Annotated in this window: 17 protein-coding genes; 4 read left to right on the forward strand and 13 right to left on the reverse strand. The window is 63.9% G+C overall.

Translation table 11 applies throughout. The features are described 5' to 3' along the window. Window positions 1-279, reverse strand: a 279-nt coding sequence (locus ACEWQZ_RS00995) for a YbhB/YbcL family Raf kinase inhibitor-like protein (protein ID WP_476481207.1), incomplete at its 3' end; no start/stop codon positions are given. A 277-nt stretch (window positions 280-556) separates the two neighbouring features. Next, entirely contained in the window at window positions 557-1,624 is a 1,068-nt protein-coding gene (gene rlmM, locus ACEWQZ_RS01000; protein ID WP_476481208.1) for a 23S rRNA (cytidine(2498)-2'-O)-methyltransferase RlmM, read from the reverse strand. Between the two features lie 189 nt (window positions 1,625-1,813). Between rlmM and ACEWQZ_RS01005 the strand changes: the two genes are divergently transcribed. Further along, a complete protein-coding gene (locus tag ACEWQZ_RS01005) occupies window positions 1,814-2,503 on the forward strand; it encodes a hypothetical protein (protein ID WP_476481209.1) in 690 nt (229 codons plus the stop codon). Between the two features lie 59 nt (window positions 2,504-2,562). Here the strand turns inward: ACEWQZ_RS01005 and ACEWQZ_RS01010 are convergent, their stop codons facing one another. The 9 genes from ACEWQZ_RS01010 to ACEWQZ_RS01050 all read right to left on the reverse strand — a co-directional run bounded on the left by ACEWQZ_RS01010 (window position 2,563) and on the right by ACEWQZ_RS01050 (window position 10,960). Further along, window positions 2,563-2,772, reverse strand: coding sequence for a hypothetical protein (locus ACEWQZ_RS01010; RefSeq protein WP_476481210.1), 210 nt, complete (start codon window positions 2,770-2,772; stop codon window positions 2,563-2,565). Window positions 2,773-2,797: 25 nt separating this feature from the next. After that, window positions 2,798-4,468, reverse strand: coding sequence for a DUF885 family protein (locus tag ACEWQZ_RS01015; RefSeq protein WP_476481211.1), 1,671 nt, complete (start codon window positions 4,466-4,468; stop codon window positions 2,798-2,800). 197 nt (window positions 4,469-4,665) lie between these two features. Continuing rightward, on the reverse strand, window positions 4,666-5,796 hold the full coding sequence (locus ACEWQZ_RS01020; protein ID WP_476481212.1) for an aminotransferase class V-fold PLP-dependent enzyme: 1,131 nt from the start codon (window positions 5,794-5,796) through the stop codon (window positions 4,666-4,668). A 40-nt stretch (window positions 5,797-5,836) separates the two neighbouring features. Beyond that, the gene (locus ACEWQZ_RS01025; protein ID WP_476481213.1) at window positions 5,837-7,324 is read right to left on the reverse strand and encodes a protein adenylyltransferase SelO; all 1,488 of its coding nucleotides are present in this window, start codon (window positions 7,322-7,324) and stop codon (window positions 5,837-5,839) included. Window positions 7,325-7,451: 127 nt separating this feature from the next. Further along, window positions 7,452-8,429 (reverse strand): ThiF family adenylyltransferase, encoded by a 978-nt coding sequence (locus ACEWQZ_RS01030; RefSeq protein WP_476481214.1) that lies wholly within the window; start codon window positions 8,427-8,429, stop codon window positions 7,452-7,454. Then, a complete protein-coding gene (locus ACEWQZ_RS01035) occupies window positions 8,426-9,031 on the reverse strand; it encodes a thiamine phosphate synthase (protein ID WP_476481215.1) in 606 nt (201 codons plus the stop codon). Before ACEWQZ_RS01035 ends, ACEWQZ_RS01030 begins: the two co-directional genes overlap by 4 nt. Next, window positions 9,028-9,789 carry a thiazole synthase gene (locus ACEWQZ_RS01040; protein ID WP_476481223.1) on the reverse strand — a complete coding sequence of 254 codons (762 nt, stop codon included), beginning with the start codon at window positions 9,787-9,789 and terminating at the stop codon, window positions 9,028-9,030. The genes ACEWQZ_RS01035 and ACEWQZ_RS01040 overlap by 4 nt, the downstream gene beginning before the upstream one ends. Before the next feature lie 3 nt (window positions 9,790-9,792). Beyond that, window positions 9,793-9,990: a sulfur carrier protein ThiS gene (thiS, locus tag ACEWQZ_RS01045; protein WP_476481216.1), complete on the reverse strand. Its 198-nt coding sequence runs from the start codon at window positions 9,988-9,990 to the stop codon at window positions 9,793-9,795. Beyond that, the gene (locus tag ACEWQZ_RS01050) at window positions 9,980-10,960 is read right to left on the reverse strand and encodes an FAD-dependent oxidoreductase (protein ID WP_476481217.1); all 981 of its coding nucleotides are present in this window, start codon (window positions 10,958-10,960) and stop codon (window positions 9,980-9,982) included. The genes thiS and ACEWQZ_RS01050 overlap by 11 nt, the downstream gene beginning before the upstream one ends. 376 nt (window positions 10,961-11,336) lie before the next feature. Between ACEWQZ_RS01050 and ACEWQZ_RS01055 the strand changes: the two genes are divergently transcribed. After that, on the forward strand, window positions 11,337-12,335 hold the full coding sequence (locus ACEWQZ_RS01055; RefSeq protein ID WP_476481218.1) for a transposase: 999 nt from the start codon (window positions 11,337-11,339) through the stop codon (window positions 12,333-12,335). An 88-nt stretch (window positions 12,336-12,423) separates the two neighbouring features. On the opposite strand, the gene ACEWQZ_RS01060 is transcribed toward ACEWQZ_RS01055, so the two are convergent. After that, window positions 12,424-13,149: a hypothetical protein gene (locus ACEWQZ_RS01060; RefSeq protein ID WP_476481219.1), complete on the reverse strand. Its 726-nt coding sequence runs from the start codon at window positions 13,147-13,149 to the stop codon at window positions 12,424-12,426. A gap of 168 nt (window positions 13,150-13,317) precedes the next feature. Here ACEWQZ_RS01060 and ACEWQZ_RS01065 point away from each other — a divergent pair, with 168 nt between their 5' ends. Further along, window positions 13,318-13,626: a hypothetical protein gene (locus tag ACEWQZ_RS01065; RefSeq protein WP_476481220.1), complete on the forward strand. Its 309-nt coding sequence runs from the start codon at window positions 13,318-13,320 to the stop codon at window positions 13,624-13,626. A 296-nt stretch (window positions 13,627-13,922) separates the two neighbouring features. Here the strand turns inward: ACEWQZ_RS01065 and trpD are convergent, their stop codons facing one another. Further along, entirely contained in the window at window positions 13,923-14,963 is a 1,041-nt protein-coding gene (gene trpD, locus ACEWQZ_RS01070; protein ID WP_476481221.1) for an anthranilate phosphoribosyltransferase, read from the reverse strand. Between the two features lie 412 nt (window positions 14,964-15,375). Here trpD and ACEWQZ_RS01075 point away from each other — a divergent pair, with 412 nt between their 5' ends. Then, window positions 15,376-15,627: a FitA-like ribbon-helix-helix domain-containing protein gene (locus tag ACEWQZ_RS01075; RefSeq protein WP_476481222.1), complete on the forward strand. Its 252-nt coding sequence runs from the start codon at window positions 15,376-15,378 to the stop codon at window positions 15,625-15,627. Window positions 15,628-15,822 lie beyond the last annotated feature (195 nt).

A 15,822-nucleotide genomic window follows, 5' to 3' on the forward strand; every position in this document is an offset into this window, starting at 1 on the left:
GACCCCGGCGGTTCCCTCCGAGCTGTTTTCGTCCAGCGAGGTGGTCGACGCCGGCAGGTTGTAGAGCACCCAGTGAACGAAGCCATAGCTGCCGTTCTGCACCAGGGGCGCGTCCGGGTCGTGGCAGATCACGGCGAAGCCCTTGGTGCCTTCCGGGGCGTCTTGCCATGCCAGCGCCGGCGAAACATCCTCGCCCTCGCCGGTGTGGCGGCTTGGAATGGCGCCGCCGTCCTCGAAGGACTTGCTGCTAACGCGCATGTTTGAAAGGGCAAATGCCATGGTAAACCTCCTTGGTGGTCTTTCCATCTGATGTTGACTTGGCGGCAATCCAGTCAAAGTCTGCATTCGTGCCGCGTTGCCAATCGGTGTCGTGCCGCCCGGGTCGCGACTGCGATTCATTCTAGCGGCCTGTAATCAATCGTCGGGGCGGCTGGCCGGAAACACAAACCACGTGCTCGCCGACATCGGGCGTCAAGCATCAGACGCGGCCTGCACAAAGCCATCTTTTGCTGCCAGCGTAACGCTGGTTCTTGATCCATGGTGCCTCTGGCCAGGGTCAATCCAGCAAACGCACGTGCACCGTCACTTCTTCACGATCATGATAGAGGTGACGGCAGGCAATGTCTGCGCGCACGCCCGCTTGCCCCAGTGTGGCCTGCAGCCTGACCAATCCATCGCGGACCGCCAGCCAGCGGCGCTTCATGGGCAGCTTCAGGTTGAAGATCGCTTCGCGGCACCAGCGTCTGGCCAGCCAGCGCGTCATCATGTCGATCACCCGCGATGGTTTGTCGACAATATCGCAAACCAGCCAGTCGAGCCTCCTGGGCGGGATCCATGTAAAGCCGTCCTTGCGCAGGTGCGTGACCATCCCGCTGGCCATCAGCTCCGGGTTCATGGGGCCGTTGTCAATGGCATGAACCTGCATCCCCCGGTTGACCAACTGCCAGGTCCAGCCACCGGGGGCCGCACCCAGGTCGGCTGCCTGCATCCCCTCGGCCAGTCGCGTCGGCCATTGATCACGGGGAATGAACTCATGCCAGGCCTCTTCCAGTTTCAGCGCTGACCGACTCGGCGCCGCCCGCGGAAAACGCAGGCGCCGAATGCCGCCGGGCTCGTCGCTGCGATTGCCGGGAAAACTCATTCCCAGCTGCACCCGATCGCCATCGCTCCACCACAGATGCAGCCGTCGCGCTCCCGCCTTGCGTCGCAGGGCGCCGCGTTTCTTCAAGCTCGATTCCAGCGGGCGTTTGAGCGCCTTGATCAGCGGCGACAGCGCCTTGGCCGCGTTGGTGTCCGGCGTCTCCTGCCACAGCGTTTCGAAGTTCCAGCCGCTTGCGGTCACCTGCGCCACGATCGGCGACAGACGGTCATTGCGGTCCAGCGACAGCGGCGGCAACGCTACCAGGCTTTGGCGAGCGAACACCAGCGCCGCCAGCGGCAGGCTGCGGTGCAGGGTATTGGCGGCCTCACCTGGCGGCAACACGTAGCGCACGCAGCCGCTGTGCGGCTGCGCCCGCGCCTCGCCCTCAAAGCCTTGCCGCCCGGCCTTGTCGTGGAGCTCTGCGGCCAGGTCAGGCTCGAACCCCGGGCGGCAATAACACAACAGTTCGTTGGGCACGCTCATGGCGAGCCCTCGCCCGAGCCGTACGCCGGGCGGGCCCGTTGTCGCTTGCGCATTGGAAACATCGAGGATTCTGCTCCGATCGTATTTCTGGCCCGGCAGATGCCGTTCGGTTAATAAAGGCAGCCCAGTAGCGCTATGATGTAGTGTTACGCGCGCACGGGCCCGACCTTTCCGATGGACTTCATTTTCATGCTTACCCGCCACGACCGCACGGTGGACCACGGGCTCGAACTCATCGAGGCCGCCGTACCGTTGGGCGTACGGCATATCGGCTTCAAGGATGTCGGCGTCAGCCGTGCCCGGCTGGAAGAGTACCATCGCCGCACTCGGGCGCTGGGCGCAAAAAGCTGCCTGGAAATGGTCGACACCCGCCCTGGCGCCGCCCGGCGCACGGCTGCCATGGCCGTGGAAATGGGCGTCGACTGCCTGCTCGGCGGCGTTGATGTGGCCCCCACGCTGGCCCGGCTGCGCGGCTCGGGCATAGAATACTATCCCAATGCCGGTCGCCCCGAAGGCCATCCGGCCCGCCTGCACGCCAGCCCCGAAGACGTAGCCAGAGATTGCCGCCGGGCCATGGCCGCCGGCTGTTCCGGTGTCACCCTGCTGGCCCATCGGGCCGTCGCGGCGCGCCCCGAAACACTGGTAGACGCCGCTCGTCAAGCCCTGGAAGAAACCGACCAACAGCCGCGCGGGCGCCTCATCGTCGCCGGCAACGTCTCCACCCCGGCCATGATCCACAAGCTCGCCCGCGCCGGCGTCGACGCTTTCACGGTTGGCACCGCCATTACCGAACACCAGTTTCTGCCCGACCGGCCCTCCATGAAAGCCCAGATTCAGGCGGTAATGGCAGCCTGTGCAGCGCCGCCGGATCAATCCTGAGGCACACCCTCCTGGTGTCGGCTTGACGGAGGACGCCGACGATCGAGCGCGGCGGCCGGTCAGTTGGCGGACTGCCGCAGGAACCCTCGCCAGTCGGCTACTGCGGCGTTGACTTCGGCCAGAATCGCCTCGGCCCGTCCGCGTTTCATCGATGCGTTTCGGGCACATGCGCGAAGGTCTTCCAGCCCGAAGTCCCCGCGCTTGTCCATCAAGAAGGCAATGCTCTTGACGTGGTCGTCCTGGTTGCGCGCTACCAGGTTGAATACCATGCGCTGCAACACCACCGGACCCGCGTCAGAACGAGCCCCGCATCTCTTTGATCTGATCGTCTCGCCCGGTCATGATCCAGCGGATCAGCGATATCGGGATGAACCCGGCTGCGCGAAACCGGTCATGGAATGTCTTCATGTCGAAGTCATCGCCCAGATCCATGGCCCGCTCCGCCAGCAGGCTTTCCAGCTCCACCTTGCCCATGTAATAGCCAACGCCATAACCGGGCTGGCGCAGATAGAGCTCGATGTCGAACTCGGCCACCGCATCGCCGGGATCCATCCATTTGGGCGTGCGTTCGATGAGGGATCGATTGGCTTCGGCCCAGGTCCATTCATTGGACTGCATTTTCACTTCCGGGCGAACGCGCGCTGCGCGTTTGGCGCCAAGGATATAGTCGATTTCCCGGGTTTTCGGGCGATCTGCCAGCATTCCGCCTTGAAGAATCAGCTCTTCAAGGTAGAACGCCCAACCCTCAGACCGAATCCCATTGATGAAGAACAGGCGTGGCTCTCCCCGGATGGGCCGATCGTCCCGTTGATACTGCAAGCGGTCAAAGGCGTGTCCGGGCAGGTTGTGTGCCCGCAAGGGACGCCCATCGCGAAACTCGGCCTGAAAGAAAAAGTGCAGATCGAGAGGCGGATCGAAAAGCCCGGGTTTCGAAGGGTCACGGTCCGCAGGAAACACATACGGACCCTCATCGGGATCGTGCTCGAGCCATGCTGGTATCGTCATCCAGTCGTCGTCTTTCAGAAAGGCGAGAAGGTCTTCATCTTCTTGCTTGCGTTTGGCATCAAAAGCGCTGCGGGTCGTCACGGGCTCGATCATCGGGATATCGCGATTGCGGTGTTCCTCGATTTTGAGAAAGGCAAGCTGCCGCTGATATTCCCGCTCGCTGATGATTTCTATGGCGTTGACATCATAGGGAAACAGCAAGACATTCTTCAGATACCAGTCATAGTTTTCGCGACCCACACCGCCATGATCCGGAAGGGTGTCTTCTATCTCTTCCAGCCATGCCTTGAATTGCCGGGCCGCGGCCTGTGCTTCCTTCGCCGGCCGAACAAGTGAAGGGTGATGGTCTTCAGCGTCCGTGGCGAACTGGCCATAGACATTGATTTCCACTTTCTTTTGCGCAATGGCCAGACGCGCAAGGTCGCCGCGTGCTTCCACCAGATTGTTGCGCGCCTGCCGCAAGGCCTCTGGCACCGCCTCAAGCTGCGACACCAACGCCTCTACGTCCTGTTCTTTGGCGATAGGCAGCTCAGGCAGGTGAATGGCGCCGTGCATCTTGGGCCCAAAACCCAGGTCGGTAGTGCTGTAGAAGGCCGGATCGCGCGCCCACGGCCTGATGACGCGGTGCTGAAAATCCAGGCCGCGCATTTCGGCCAGAACCAGCATGTAGTCAACGCGCTGCTCGATGGGCCAGTCACTGTCATCAATCGCCCGCAGCCGGTCCATATAGCTCTCGAGCTCGCGGTGCTGCTGCTCCATGGCGCGCCGGGAATAGTCGGGAACCCCCTCGACGACTTGTGGCGGCACAAAGCCCCGAAACTCGGCATAAAGCGCTACCAGCGCGTCATGGCCGGCAGCGCTGGGCTGGGCCGAAACCCGGGCACTGCCCTGCCCTGCTGAAGACAATGCAAAAGACGATATCAAGAGTGCCGAAACGGCGAGTAGTGTACGCAGCATCATGGGTCCTCATTGCGCTGGCTCGAGTTCAAAATCCACCCACGGGCGAACCGCCCGCACACCCGCAGGCTGCGGATTCCTGACCATCATCCAGCAACTCATGGCCATATGGGTGCGATTATGGGCATTTCATTTCGCGCCCATGATACAGGAAAAAGCCGACGGGCAGTGATTGCGCGGGACGGGCTTGTACCGCGCCCTCAGCTCCGGATCGCTTCCAGAGCCACTGCCAGATGCTTCACGGTCCGATCCACATTGGTGAGCTTCTCCAGACCGAACAGGCCCAGACGAAAGGTGAGGAAATCATCCGGCTCGCCACACCTCATCGGCACCCCCGCTGCGATCTGCAAGCCCTGCTCGCGGAACAGGCTGGTGTTGTGGATATTGATGTCGTCGGTATGCAGAACCACGACGCTCGACGATTCAAAGCCCGGAGCAGCGACACTCTTGAAACCGGCGCTGTAGAACAGCTCGCGCACTCGGCTGCCAAGCTCTTCCTGCCGCTGGCGCAGCAGGTCGAGGCCGGTTTCGAGCGCCTCGCTCATGGCGTCGCGAAGAACGACCAGGGCATCGGTTGGCATGGTGGCGTGGTAAGCGTGGCCGCCCGACTCATAGGCCTGCATGATCTGAGCCCATTGGCGCAGATCGGCCACAAAGCTGCTGCTGGTGGTTTCTTCCATGCGCGCAACGGCGCGGGCGCTCAAGGTAATCAGGGCGGCGCAGGGTGAGGCGCTCCAGCCCTTTTGCGGTGCGTTGATCAAAACGTCCACGCCACAGGCTACGGTATCAACCCACAGGGCACCGGAGGCCACGCAGTCGAGAACGAACAAGCCGTTGACGTCCTGGACGGCATCGCCGATGGTTTTCAGATAGTCATCGGGCAAAACGATTCCGGCCGCGGTCTCGACGTGGGGAGCGAAGACAACCGCTGGCTTTTCGGCCCGGATGCGCGCTGCAACCTCTTTGGCCGGCACCGGTGCATAGGCGGTCTGGTCGGCGTCATCCACCGGCTTTGCCTGCAGCACGGTCATGCTGTCGGTGATCCGACCGGCTTCAAGTATCTGCGTCCAGCGATAGCTGAACCAGCCGTTGCGAATCACAAGGCAATGCGCATCATGGGCAAACTGGCGCGCCACGGCCTCCATGCCAAAACTGCCGCCGCCGGGCACAACCACCGCGGCCTCGGCGTTATACACCCGGCGCAGCGCCGCGGAGATATCCCGCATCACTTGCTGGAATGTTTCGGACATGTGATTCAACGAGCGATCGTTGAATACCACGGAGTATTCCAGAAGCCCGTCGGGGTCAACAGCGGGAAACAATTTGGACATCAGTAACAGATCCTCACAGGTGTGCTGGTTTGCGCCCGCCTCAGGTTCCGCAGAACGTCGTCAGTACGCGCTCCGACGGCTGCGGGGGGCGGGCCAGGTCTTCATTGCCGGGCTGGTCATCCCAGGGTCTGGACAGAACCCGGCGCAGTCTGTGCATGGGCTCGAAATCGAGCCGCTCGATGGCGGCGTCAACCGCCGCCTGGGCCAGGTGGTTGCGCAGCACAAAAGCGGGATTGACGGCCTTCATCGCGGCGCGCCTGGCGGCCGCATCGCGTGTTTCGGACGCCAGCCGTGCGCGCCACTGCCCGGCCCACTGGTCAAACGCCTCCGGCTGGTCGAAACACTCGCGCACCGGGCCGTCGTGGCGACTGTCCGTTGCCGAAACCTCACTGAGGCGGCGGAAGGTCAGCGTCATATCGGCACGGTTGGCGGCCATGCGATCAAGCAGCGACTCGGCCAGCTCCACGTCGCCGTCGCGGCGCTCGGCCAGGCCCAGCTTGGCTGCGAGGCCGTCGTGAAAACGACGCTCGAAGCGCGCTGGAAATCGGCCCAGCAGCGTATTGGCCCTCTCCAGCGCCGCGCTCGAATCATCGGCAAGCAGCGGCAACAGGCATTCGGCCAGACGGGCCAGATTCCACTGGGCAATGCCGGGCTGCCGGTTGAAGGCGTAGCGCCCGCCCCGATCGATGAAGCTGTAGACCGTGGCAGGGTCGAAGTCGTCGACGAAACCGAACGGCCCATAGTCGATGGTCTCGCCGACGATGGAGCAGTTGTCGGTATTCATCACCCCGTGCACGAAGCCGACCAGCATCCAGGAGGCGACCAGATCGGCCTGAGCATCGACGACGCGGGCCAGCCACTCACTGTATCGCGCGTCGGATCCGGCCAGCTCGGGCCAGTGCCGTTCAATCATGTAATCGGCCAGAATTCGCACCGCATCCGAGTGCCCCTGCCGGTGGAGAAACTCGAAGGTGCCCACGCGCACGTGGCTGGCGGCCACGCGGCAGAGAATGCCGCCCGGCTCGGGCCGGTTGCGCCGCACCGTCTCACCGGTGGCAACGGCAGCCAGCGCGCGCGTTGTCGGTATGCCCAGGGCATGCATGGCCTCGCTGCCGAGGTATTCCCGCACCACCGGGCCGATCGAGGAACGGCCGTCGCCGGCGCGCGAAAACGGCGTGGGTCCCGAGCCCTTCAGCTGCACATCCCGTCGTTGGCCGTCGCGATCGATGACCTCTCCGAGCAGCAGCGCGCGGCCGTCCCCGAGCTGCGGCACCCAGTTGCCGAACTGATGCCCGGCATAGGCCATGGCCAGCGGCTCGGCGATGTCGGGCAGCCGGCGGCCCGAGAGCATGGCCACGCCGTCCGGGCCGGAAAGCCAATCGGGGTCGAAGCCGAGGGTTTCAGCCAGCGACCGGTTCAGGGCGACCAGCTCGGGCGCAGCGACCGGCTCGGGCCGGACCCGCACGAAGAGCTGCTCGGGCAATCGGGCAAAGCTGTGCTGAAAACGCGCGGAAGCTGTCGGTGGCATATACGGGAGGATACCAAGCGGGCAGTTGCTGAGTGTGGACGTTGGCTTTACCCGGCGCTTGCTGCCCGGTGACGCAGCATGCAGCAGACCACGCCGCGAACGGCGCCTCGAGCCTGGCGAGGCTGCGTTATCGGGGTGCGCCCTGTGCTTCCGGCACGCTGAGCAGGGCAATGTCGCCGCGCCAGCGGGCGCGCAGCGCCACGGCACAATGATGCGCGCGCAGGCCCGTTCGGCAGGCCAGCACAACCCGCTGCGTGTCGGGCGCAACGTCGAGGTCGGCAACGGCCTCGGTCGGAACATGCAGCGCATCGGGGCGAAACGGCGCGGCCGCTTCGCTGCGCACGTCGATCACCATGTCACCGGCGCCGATGGCAGAGGCGGCGATGAAAGGCACAGGCGCAACCGGCTCGGGCGCATCGTCAAAGCGGAAATCAACCATGCGCCAGCGCTGGGCGTGGAAGGTCATCATCTGCCCCAGCGGCGAAGGCGACAGGCCCAGCAGCACCGAAAGGGCCATTTGCGCCTGCAACGTCCCCATCATCGCAACGACCGGGCCGAGGATGCCGGCGCTGGAGCAGCTGGGAGCCGCCTCCGGAAGATCGGGAAAGATCGCGCGCAGCGAAGGCGCACCACCGCAGACGCCGGCCACGTAGCCCTCCAGCGCCAGCGCCGAGGCGGTAATGAGCGGCTTGCCCGCCGCATGGCAGGCATCCGACAAGGTGAGGCTGGCAGCAAAGGTGTCGGCGCAGTCGAGCACCAGGTCGGCCGCCTCGATCAGCGCCGGCGCGGTATCGGGATCCAGCCAGGTCACCATCGCATGGATATCGACCTCGGGGTTCAACGCCCGCAACGCGCCCGCGGCCGCCCGTGCCTTGGGCGCGCCGACATCGGCCATGCGATAAAGCGGCTGGCGATGCAGGTTGTCTGCCGCCACGTGGTCGCCATCCACCAGGGTCAGGCGGCCCACGCCAGCGCCCGCCAGATACTGCAAAACCGGCACCGCCAGCCCGCCCGCGCCGACCACCAGAACACGCGCTTCGCGCAGGCGCTTTTGCCCTCCTGGGCCCACCTGCGGCAGAATCATCTGTCGCGCATAACGGCTCATTGGCAGGCCTCCACCCACGCGCGCATGCGCGCATCTGGATCGGCGTGACGCGTGATATCGGTGACGGCCGCCAGCACATCGGCCCCGGCGTCGAACACGCCCGGCGCCCGCTCGACCGACAGCCCGCCGATGGCGCACAACGGCAGGTCACCGATCAGGCGCTTCCACTCGCTCACGCGGCTGAGCCCCTGTTCATGCCATGGCATCTGCTTGAGGGTCGTTGGGTAGACCGGACCCAGGGCCACGTAGTCCGGCTCGAGCGTCAGCGCGCGATCGAGTTCACGGTGATCATGGGTTGAGATCCCCAGGCGCAGCCCGGCGCGGCGGATCGCCTTGAGATCGGCGCTGTCGAGGTCTTCCTGCCCCAGGTGCAGCCAGTCGGCGCCCTGATCGATGGCAATACGCCAGTGATCATTGATCACCAGCGCCGCGCCATGCTTGCGCGCCAGCGCCAGCGAGCGCGAGATTTCATCGCGCAAGGCGGTCTCGGCGCGCTCCTTGATGCGCAGCTGTATCAGGCGCGCGCCGGCGTTGAGCGCGCGCGCAACCCAGTCGGCGCTGTCGAGCACCGGATAAAAACGTGGCAGAGCGGTCGTCGTCATAACCATGCCTTCCCGATCAGAGGTGTCGAGGGCGCTGCCATGTCGCGCGCCGGCATCGGGCCGGAGCGAGCGGCCAGCTGGCCCGCCTGCGCCGCAAGCGCAAAGGCGCGCGCCATGGCGACAGGATCGTCAGCCTGAGCCACGGCGGTATTCAGCAGCACCGCGTCATAGCCCATCTCCATCGCCTGGGCAGCGTGGCTGGGCAGGCCCAGGCCGGCATCGACCACCAGCGGAATATCCGCAAAGGTCGCCCGCAGGCTGCGCAGCGCAAACGCATTGGCCAGTCCGAGCCCGGAGCCGATGGGCGCGCCCCAGGGCATCAGCACCCGGCAACCGGCCTCGACCAGTCGCGCGGCGATCACCTGATCCTCGGTCGTGTAGGGAAATACCTTGAACCCCTCGGCACAGAGCGTCTCGGCGGCAGCCACCAGCTCGAACGGATCGGGCTGAAGGGTATCGTTGTGGCCAATCACCTCCAGCTTGATCCAGTCGGTTTCGAAATACTCCCGCGCCATCCGGGCCGTGGTGATCGCCTCGCGTGCGCTGTGACACCCGGCCGTATTGGGCAGGATATGTACGCCAAGCGAGCGCACCAGATCCCAGAACGCCTGCCCCTCGCCGCGCTCGCGGCGCAGCGAGACCGTGGCAATGACGGCGCCCGATTCGCGAAACGCTGCCTCGAGCACCGCCGGAGACGGATATTGCGATGTGCCCAGCATCAGCGGGCCATCCAGTTTGACACCGTAAAAATCGCGAATCGCTCAGCCCCCCTGCATCGCGGCCAGCACTTCCAGCCGGTCGCCCGCTGACAAGGATGTAGTCGCGCGCTCCTCCACGGGCACAAAGCGCCCGTTGAGCGCGGTTGCGACTTTCGCCTTCCCCCAGCCGAGCTCTTCCAGCGCCCCTTCCAAGTCCTCGGCCGCAATTTCCTGCGTGGCGCCGTTGACTTCAATCATCATGAAAAAGATCTCCCGTTGCTGAATCTGAAATGAAATCCGCGGCCTGATGCGCCAGGGCCGGTGCCAGCAAATAGCCGTGGCGATAAAGCCCGTTGAGGTGCAGCACCCGGCCGCGCGGGACAATGCGCGGCACATTGTCGGCAAAGGCGGGGCGCAGGGCGGCACCGAACTCGACGATCTCGGCCTCGCCAAAGCGCGGGTCGAGCGCATAGGCCGCCGACAGCAGCTCCAGCGCCGAGCGGGCGGTCACGGGCCCGCGCGCCGCGCTTTCGATCTGGGTTGCCCCGAGCATGTACAGCCCGCCACCGCGCGGCACGACGTACAGCGGATGGCGCGGATGCAACAGGCGCACCGGGCGTGAAAGTTTGATCTCGGGCGCGCGCAGCAGCACCAGCTCACCGCGCACGGCGCGCAAATCCGGCAGGTCGCCCTGCGCTGCAAAACCACGGCAATCGAGCACCCGACCGCTCAGCTCACCCGGCGTGGCCTCTGCGCGCTGCACCGGCACACCTTCGGCCGCCAGCGCCGCCACGAGATCAGCCAGCGCGCGGCGCGGATGCAGACAGGCCTCGGACTCGAAGAACAGCCCGCGCCGATGCCGCGGCGCCAGTTCGGGCTCCAGTTCAGCAATCTCCGCCACCGTCACCTGCCGGTGGCCGCGGGTGCGGGCAGCAAAGCGGTCAAGCTCGGCGTGGTCGCGCTCGAGCGCAAGCACAAGCGTGCCGGTCTGCTGCACTTTAGTGAACGCACCCCATGCATGTGCCGCTGTTGCACCATGGTGCACAACAATCGGTTCAGCCACCGCACCCTCGCATTGCGGCGCCAACATGCCACCCGCCCACCATGAGCAACCATGCGGCCCCGGCGGCCCGGCACGGTCAATCAGGCGCGGTCGAATCCCGCGATCCAGAAGGGCGCGCGCAGCCCAGAGTCCGGCCACTCCCGCGCCCAGAACGCTCACGTCAGCCATTGCGCCAAACCTCGCGAAAACGATGCACCGGCCGGCGACCCGAAGGAAAGCACAAGCGGCCCGCTGCCAGACCTCCAACGGCACCCAGCGCCAGTTCCGATTATAACTGGAAGGGCAACCGCCCCGCCCCTGCCCAGGCCAACAACACAATCCGGCCCCACGAATCCCTGGGAGACACCTCTGCAATCGAATTTCTAACCGACCGCGGTCATGTCGAAGTCTCTGGTTATGCCTGGTCCTAAGTTGGAGCAGAATCCAAGAATCCAGGACACCCACGATCCGTAGGGCTTTTCCTACATCCCGGCGCGGCATTCTGAGAATTTCCCCATGCCCGAGCGGGTGGCAGGATCAAGCCATGGCCTATCCACGCAGTCAATTGATCAGCGACGAGGAGCCCGGCTTCTTCCATTGTGTGAGTCGATGCGTACGGCGCGCCTTCCTGTGCGGGGTGGACGCACAATCCGGCAAGAGCTTCGAGCACCGACGTCAGTGGATCGAGGGCCGGATCTTTAAGCTCGCGGATTCGTTTGCGATTTCCGTTTATGCCTACGCAGTGATGAGCAATCACTTCCACATCGTTCTCCGTAGTGACCCGCAAGCGGCAAGGGCATGGACGGATCGAGAGGTCGCCGAGCGATGGCTGGCGATTTTTCCCGGCTCCATCAGTGATCGCGACGACCCGGCCTGCGTGGAGCGCGCCACACTCGCCTTGCTCGGCAATGGCGAGCGCCTGGATGTGATTCGCCGGCGCTTGGGCTCGATCAGCTGGTTCATGCGGGCGCTCAACGAGCCGATCGCCCGGATGGCCAATCGAGAGGACGGCTGTACGGGACGATTCTGGGAAGGCCGGTTCAAGTGTCAGGCGCTGCTGGACGAGCAGGCGGTATTGTCCTGCATGGCCTACGTCGACCTGAATCCCGTCCGCGCCGGGATGTGCGAGACGCTGCGTGAATCCGAGCACACGTCAGTCCGGCGTCGGACCGAATCGGCTCGGTCTGCAATCGACAAGGCTCTTGGTCGTCGTTCTCATGGGCAGGCGCTCAAGCCGGTCGCGGGGCTGGACGTCGACGCCCTGGCCGACCTCACGGAATCCAGCTACATCGACCTCGTCCGCTGGACCGGGCTACAGGCCCATCCTGACAAGCGCGGTAAGCTTTCTGCCGCCGAAGCGCCGCCCGAGGGCCTATGGAGCGTCGCCAACCATCCACGTGAATGGATGCGGCGCGTGCAAGGCACCGAGAGTCGCTACTATCGGGCGATTGGCTCGGCCGAGGCACTGATGCTCAAGGCCGCCGACCTGGGCCAGCGATGGATGAAGGGCGTTTCCGGCGAGTTCGCGCTCAAGAAGCTTCGAGAACAGCCTATACCCTGGTAGCGCGTTCATGACCAAGACTTAGCCCGGAGCCGACGGCGCCCGGCGCTCCTCATGGGGTGATTCGGCCCAAGACCCGAAATCCAGCGTCCTAGGGGCGATTCAGCGCCCCACTGGCCTTGCTCCCAGGAGATTCCCAAGCGTTACAGCCTGAGAAATTGGCCATTCGGCGAGAAATTTCGTGGGTGTCCTGGTTTTTCGCAACTGACTGGGGTGTTTTCGGATAGTTTCCGCCAAACACCAGGCCAAAAGAGAGTGGCCGCCCGGTCGCACTGAAGTCCGGCCTGTCACCCGGCAAACCAAAGTCCGACTCAGTAGCCGTAACGTCAAGAGAAACAGATTGCCCGACGACAACGAAGCTATCGCCATCGGAAAAAGGCTGAACACTACCATCGGCCTGTTCCTGATAAATATAAAGCTGTGCAAAAATGCCCTGATCAGGTGGGACCATGGTGCTGCTGATAACCTCGGCATCCAGGCTCCAGTGGACACTGGATATGCCACCAATATCGGCCGGGTCAAGCTGAAAGTCGGCAGGCGTTGTCAGAATCGGCGCCAGTAGTCCGGCTGAACTCTCCTGGCCGTTGGCGGGCACATCCCAGGTGCCATCAAAGATCAGCCCGTTGGAGGCTCCCAGGCTACCGATCTGGAAGTCGGCCGTGGCGTTGACGGTGGCGTACGTTTGCAGTTGGTAACCTGAAGGAAGGGTATCGAAGTTCTCGTCAATAATCAGTATCTCGCCAGCCAGAGCTGACGATACAGCCATCAACAAGCACAAGGTTATCGCCGCGACAACGACGTTAAATGGTTTATTCACTGCATTTGCTCCCAGCGTTAGGCCGGAAAGCAATAATCCGGCTGATATTAACTAAAGCGATAATCACGGGCCTTCTGTATCACCCACCCCTCCTTGATTACCGCCCATTCGTCACAAGACGCCGCCAGGCCCCGTGGGTGCGGACTTTCACGACGATCGATGCAATCGATGCCTGGCAGCAACGACCTCCGGGAAACCGCCTGCAGCTCGATGGAGCAGTCTCCGAATGGGGGCGTCTTGCCCGACGCCAAAAGCCGACACGCTCTCCGACCTGACCGAGAAGCCAGCTACATCGAGCTCGTGCGCTGGACCGGTCTCCAGGCGCACCCCGAAAAGCGAAGTAAGTTTTCCACGCCTGACCAATCGCCGCCCGAGGGGCTCTGGATCGTCGCCAACCACCCCGGAGAATGGATTCGCCGCGTGCAGGGAACCGAGAGCCGCTACTACCCCGGGCAATCGGTTCGGCAGAAGCGTTGATGCTGAAGGCGGCCGAACTGGGCCAGCGATGGATGAAGGGCGTTTCCGGAGAGCTCGCACTCAAGAAGCTACGGGAACAGCCAGTTCCCTGGTGGCGCTCCCTTGACCTGCACTTCCGGCTGACCGCAATGAGCCGGACGCCAGCCCGTGGGCAAAGTCGGCCCTAAACGGCCGGAGAGCCGCCCAACACGACGAATCTCGGCCACCTCAGAATCAGCAACTCCCAAGGCCCAGCCAGCCATCAAGAGCCGAAAGAATCGTGGGTGACCTGGTTGTTGTCCTGATTTTCGTAAAGTTCAACTGGCAGACTCTGCCAGATTCTGGGTGGCATCCACGAACTGCTGCATTTTCTCCAGCGCAGCGCCGCTTTCCAGCGCCTGACCGGCACGCTGAATACCATCCTCGATGGAGCCGGCCACGCCGGCCGCGTACAAAGCGGCGCCCGCGTTGAGCGTGACGATGTCGTGGGCTGGGCCGGGCTCGCCTTGCAGTATCTTCATGAGGGTGCTGCGTGACTCATCGGCATCATTGACCCGCAGATTGCGGCTGGAGGCCATGGCAAGACCGAAATCTTCGGGCTCGATATCGTATTCGCGCACCTTGCCATTGCGCAGTTCGCCGACCCGGGTGCTGGCGCCCAGTGAAATTTCGTCCAGGCCATCCTGGCCGTAAACAACCAGCGCGCGTTGCGCACCCAGGCGCTCAAGCACGCGCACCTGGATACCTACCAGATCCTCGTGAAACACGCCCATCAGGATGTTGGGCGCCCCGGCCGGGTTGGTCAGCGGCCCGAGGATATTGAACAGGCTCTTGACGCCCATCTCCTTGCGCACCGGTGCCACCATCTTCATGGCCGGGTGGTGGTTGGGCGCGAACATGAAGCCGATGCCGGTGCGCGTGATGCAGTCACTGACCTGCGCCGGGGTGAGGTCGATGCGCGCTCCCAGCGCCTCGAGCAGGTCGGCACTGCCTGATTTTGAAGACACGCTGCGGCCGCCGTGCTTGGCCACCTTGGCCCCGGCCGCGGCGGCCACGAACATGGCCGTGGTGGATATGTTGAAGGTGCTGGCGCCATCACCCCCGGTGCCGACAATATCCACAAACCCCGTGCTGTCGGGCACGTTCACCGGGACTGCGAGTTCGCGCATCACCCGCGCGGCGCCGGTGATCTCGTCAATGGTTTCCTTCTTGACCCTGAGCCCGGTGATGATGGCCGCGGTCATCAGGGGACTGACGCTGCCGGCCATGATCTGGCGCATCAGCTCGACCATCTCGTCATGAAATATTTCCCGATGCTCGATGGTGCGTTGCAAGGCTTGCTGGGCAGTAAATTTCATACCGGTTCCAGGGTGAAGGTTTCAAGAAAGTTGCGCAGCCTGGCATGTCCATTCCATGGGCTGCCCTGCTGCCAAGCCCTCCCGGGTGGATGGGCACAGGAAGTATAAGCACCCTGTTTCCCTATTTCCAGCGGTACCAGGAGCCGCAGCAACCATGCGTTTGACCACATGGAAGCCGACGGCCAAGCGGAATTCACCGAACGCCGCGGCCGGCACATTCCCCAGGTGCCAGAAACACGTCACCGCGGTAACGCCTTCGCCCTGATGACGCAGAACCGCCGTGCCGGTGTCGACGGTTCAGCGCAAACGCGTGTGCCGACCCGGAACGGGAAATCGATGGATAATAATCTGGCCCGCCATTTGCGCCCATTGGATCCAATGAGCCCAGCCTGCTCAAGTTGGAGGAATCAACATGGCAAACGTGAATGTCCGCGGGCTTTCCGACGAGTCCAGAGAGGCGCTCAAGGTGCGTGCAGCAAAGGCCGGCATGTCGCTGGAAGCCTATGCACGCCGCGCGCTGACCAAGTCAGCAATGGGCATCGGCCTCGGCCAGAAGCCGCTTCTTCTCGGCTACGCTGAAGCGGCGTCGGGTACGCTTCTCGAGGCGCGGGTCGGTGACAACTTCGTTGGAATCAGACATCTATTCACTCCTCAAGCGCCCTGAATGTTACAGATAAAACCGATCAGGTACTGTTGGGAGGGATGTTGACACACAGGGGGCCGGCACCGGACCCTTACCAAAGTCCCCTGCACGCCGAATTCCGTCCGATTCCTAACTGTCGGAGCCAATCGAGCAGCCCCTATAGCCCCGTTTTTGCCGGCGTGGGCCTATCCGGCACGAGCGCCGCCGGGCCGCGCC

This window comes from Wenzhouxiangella sp. YN1, assembly GCF_056324145.1.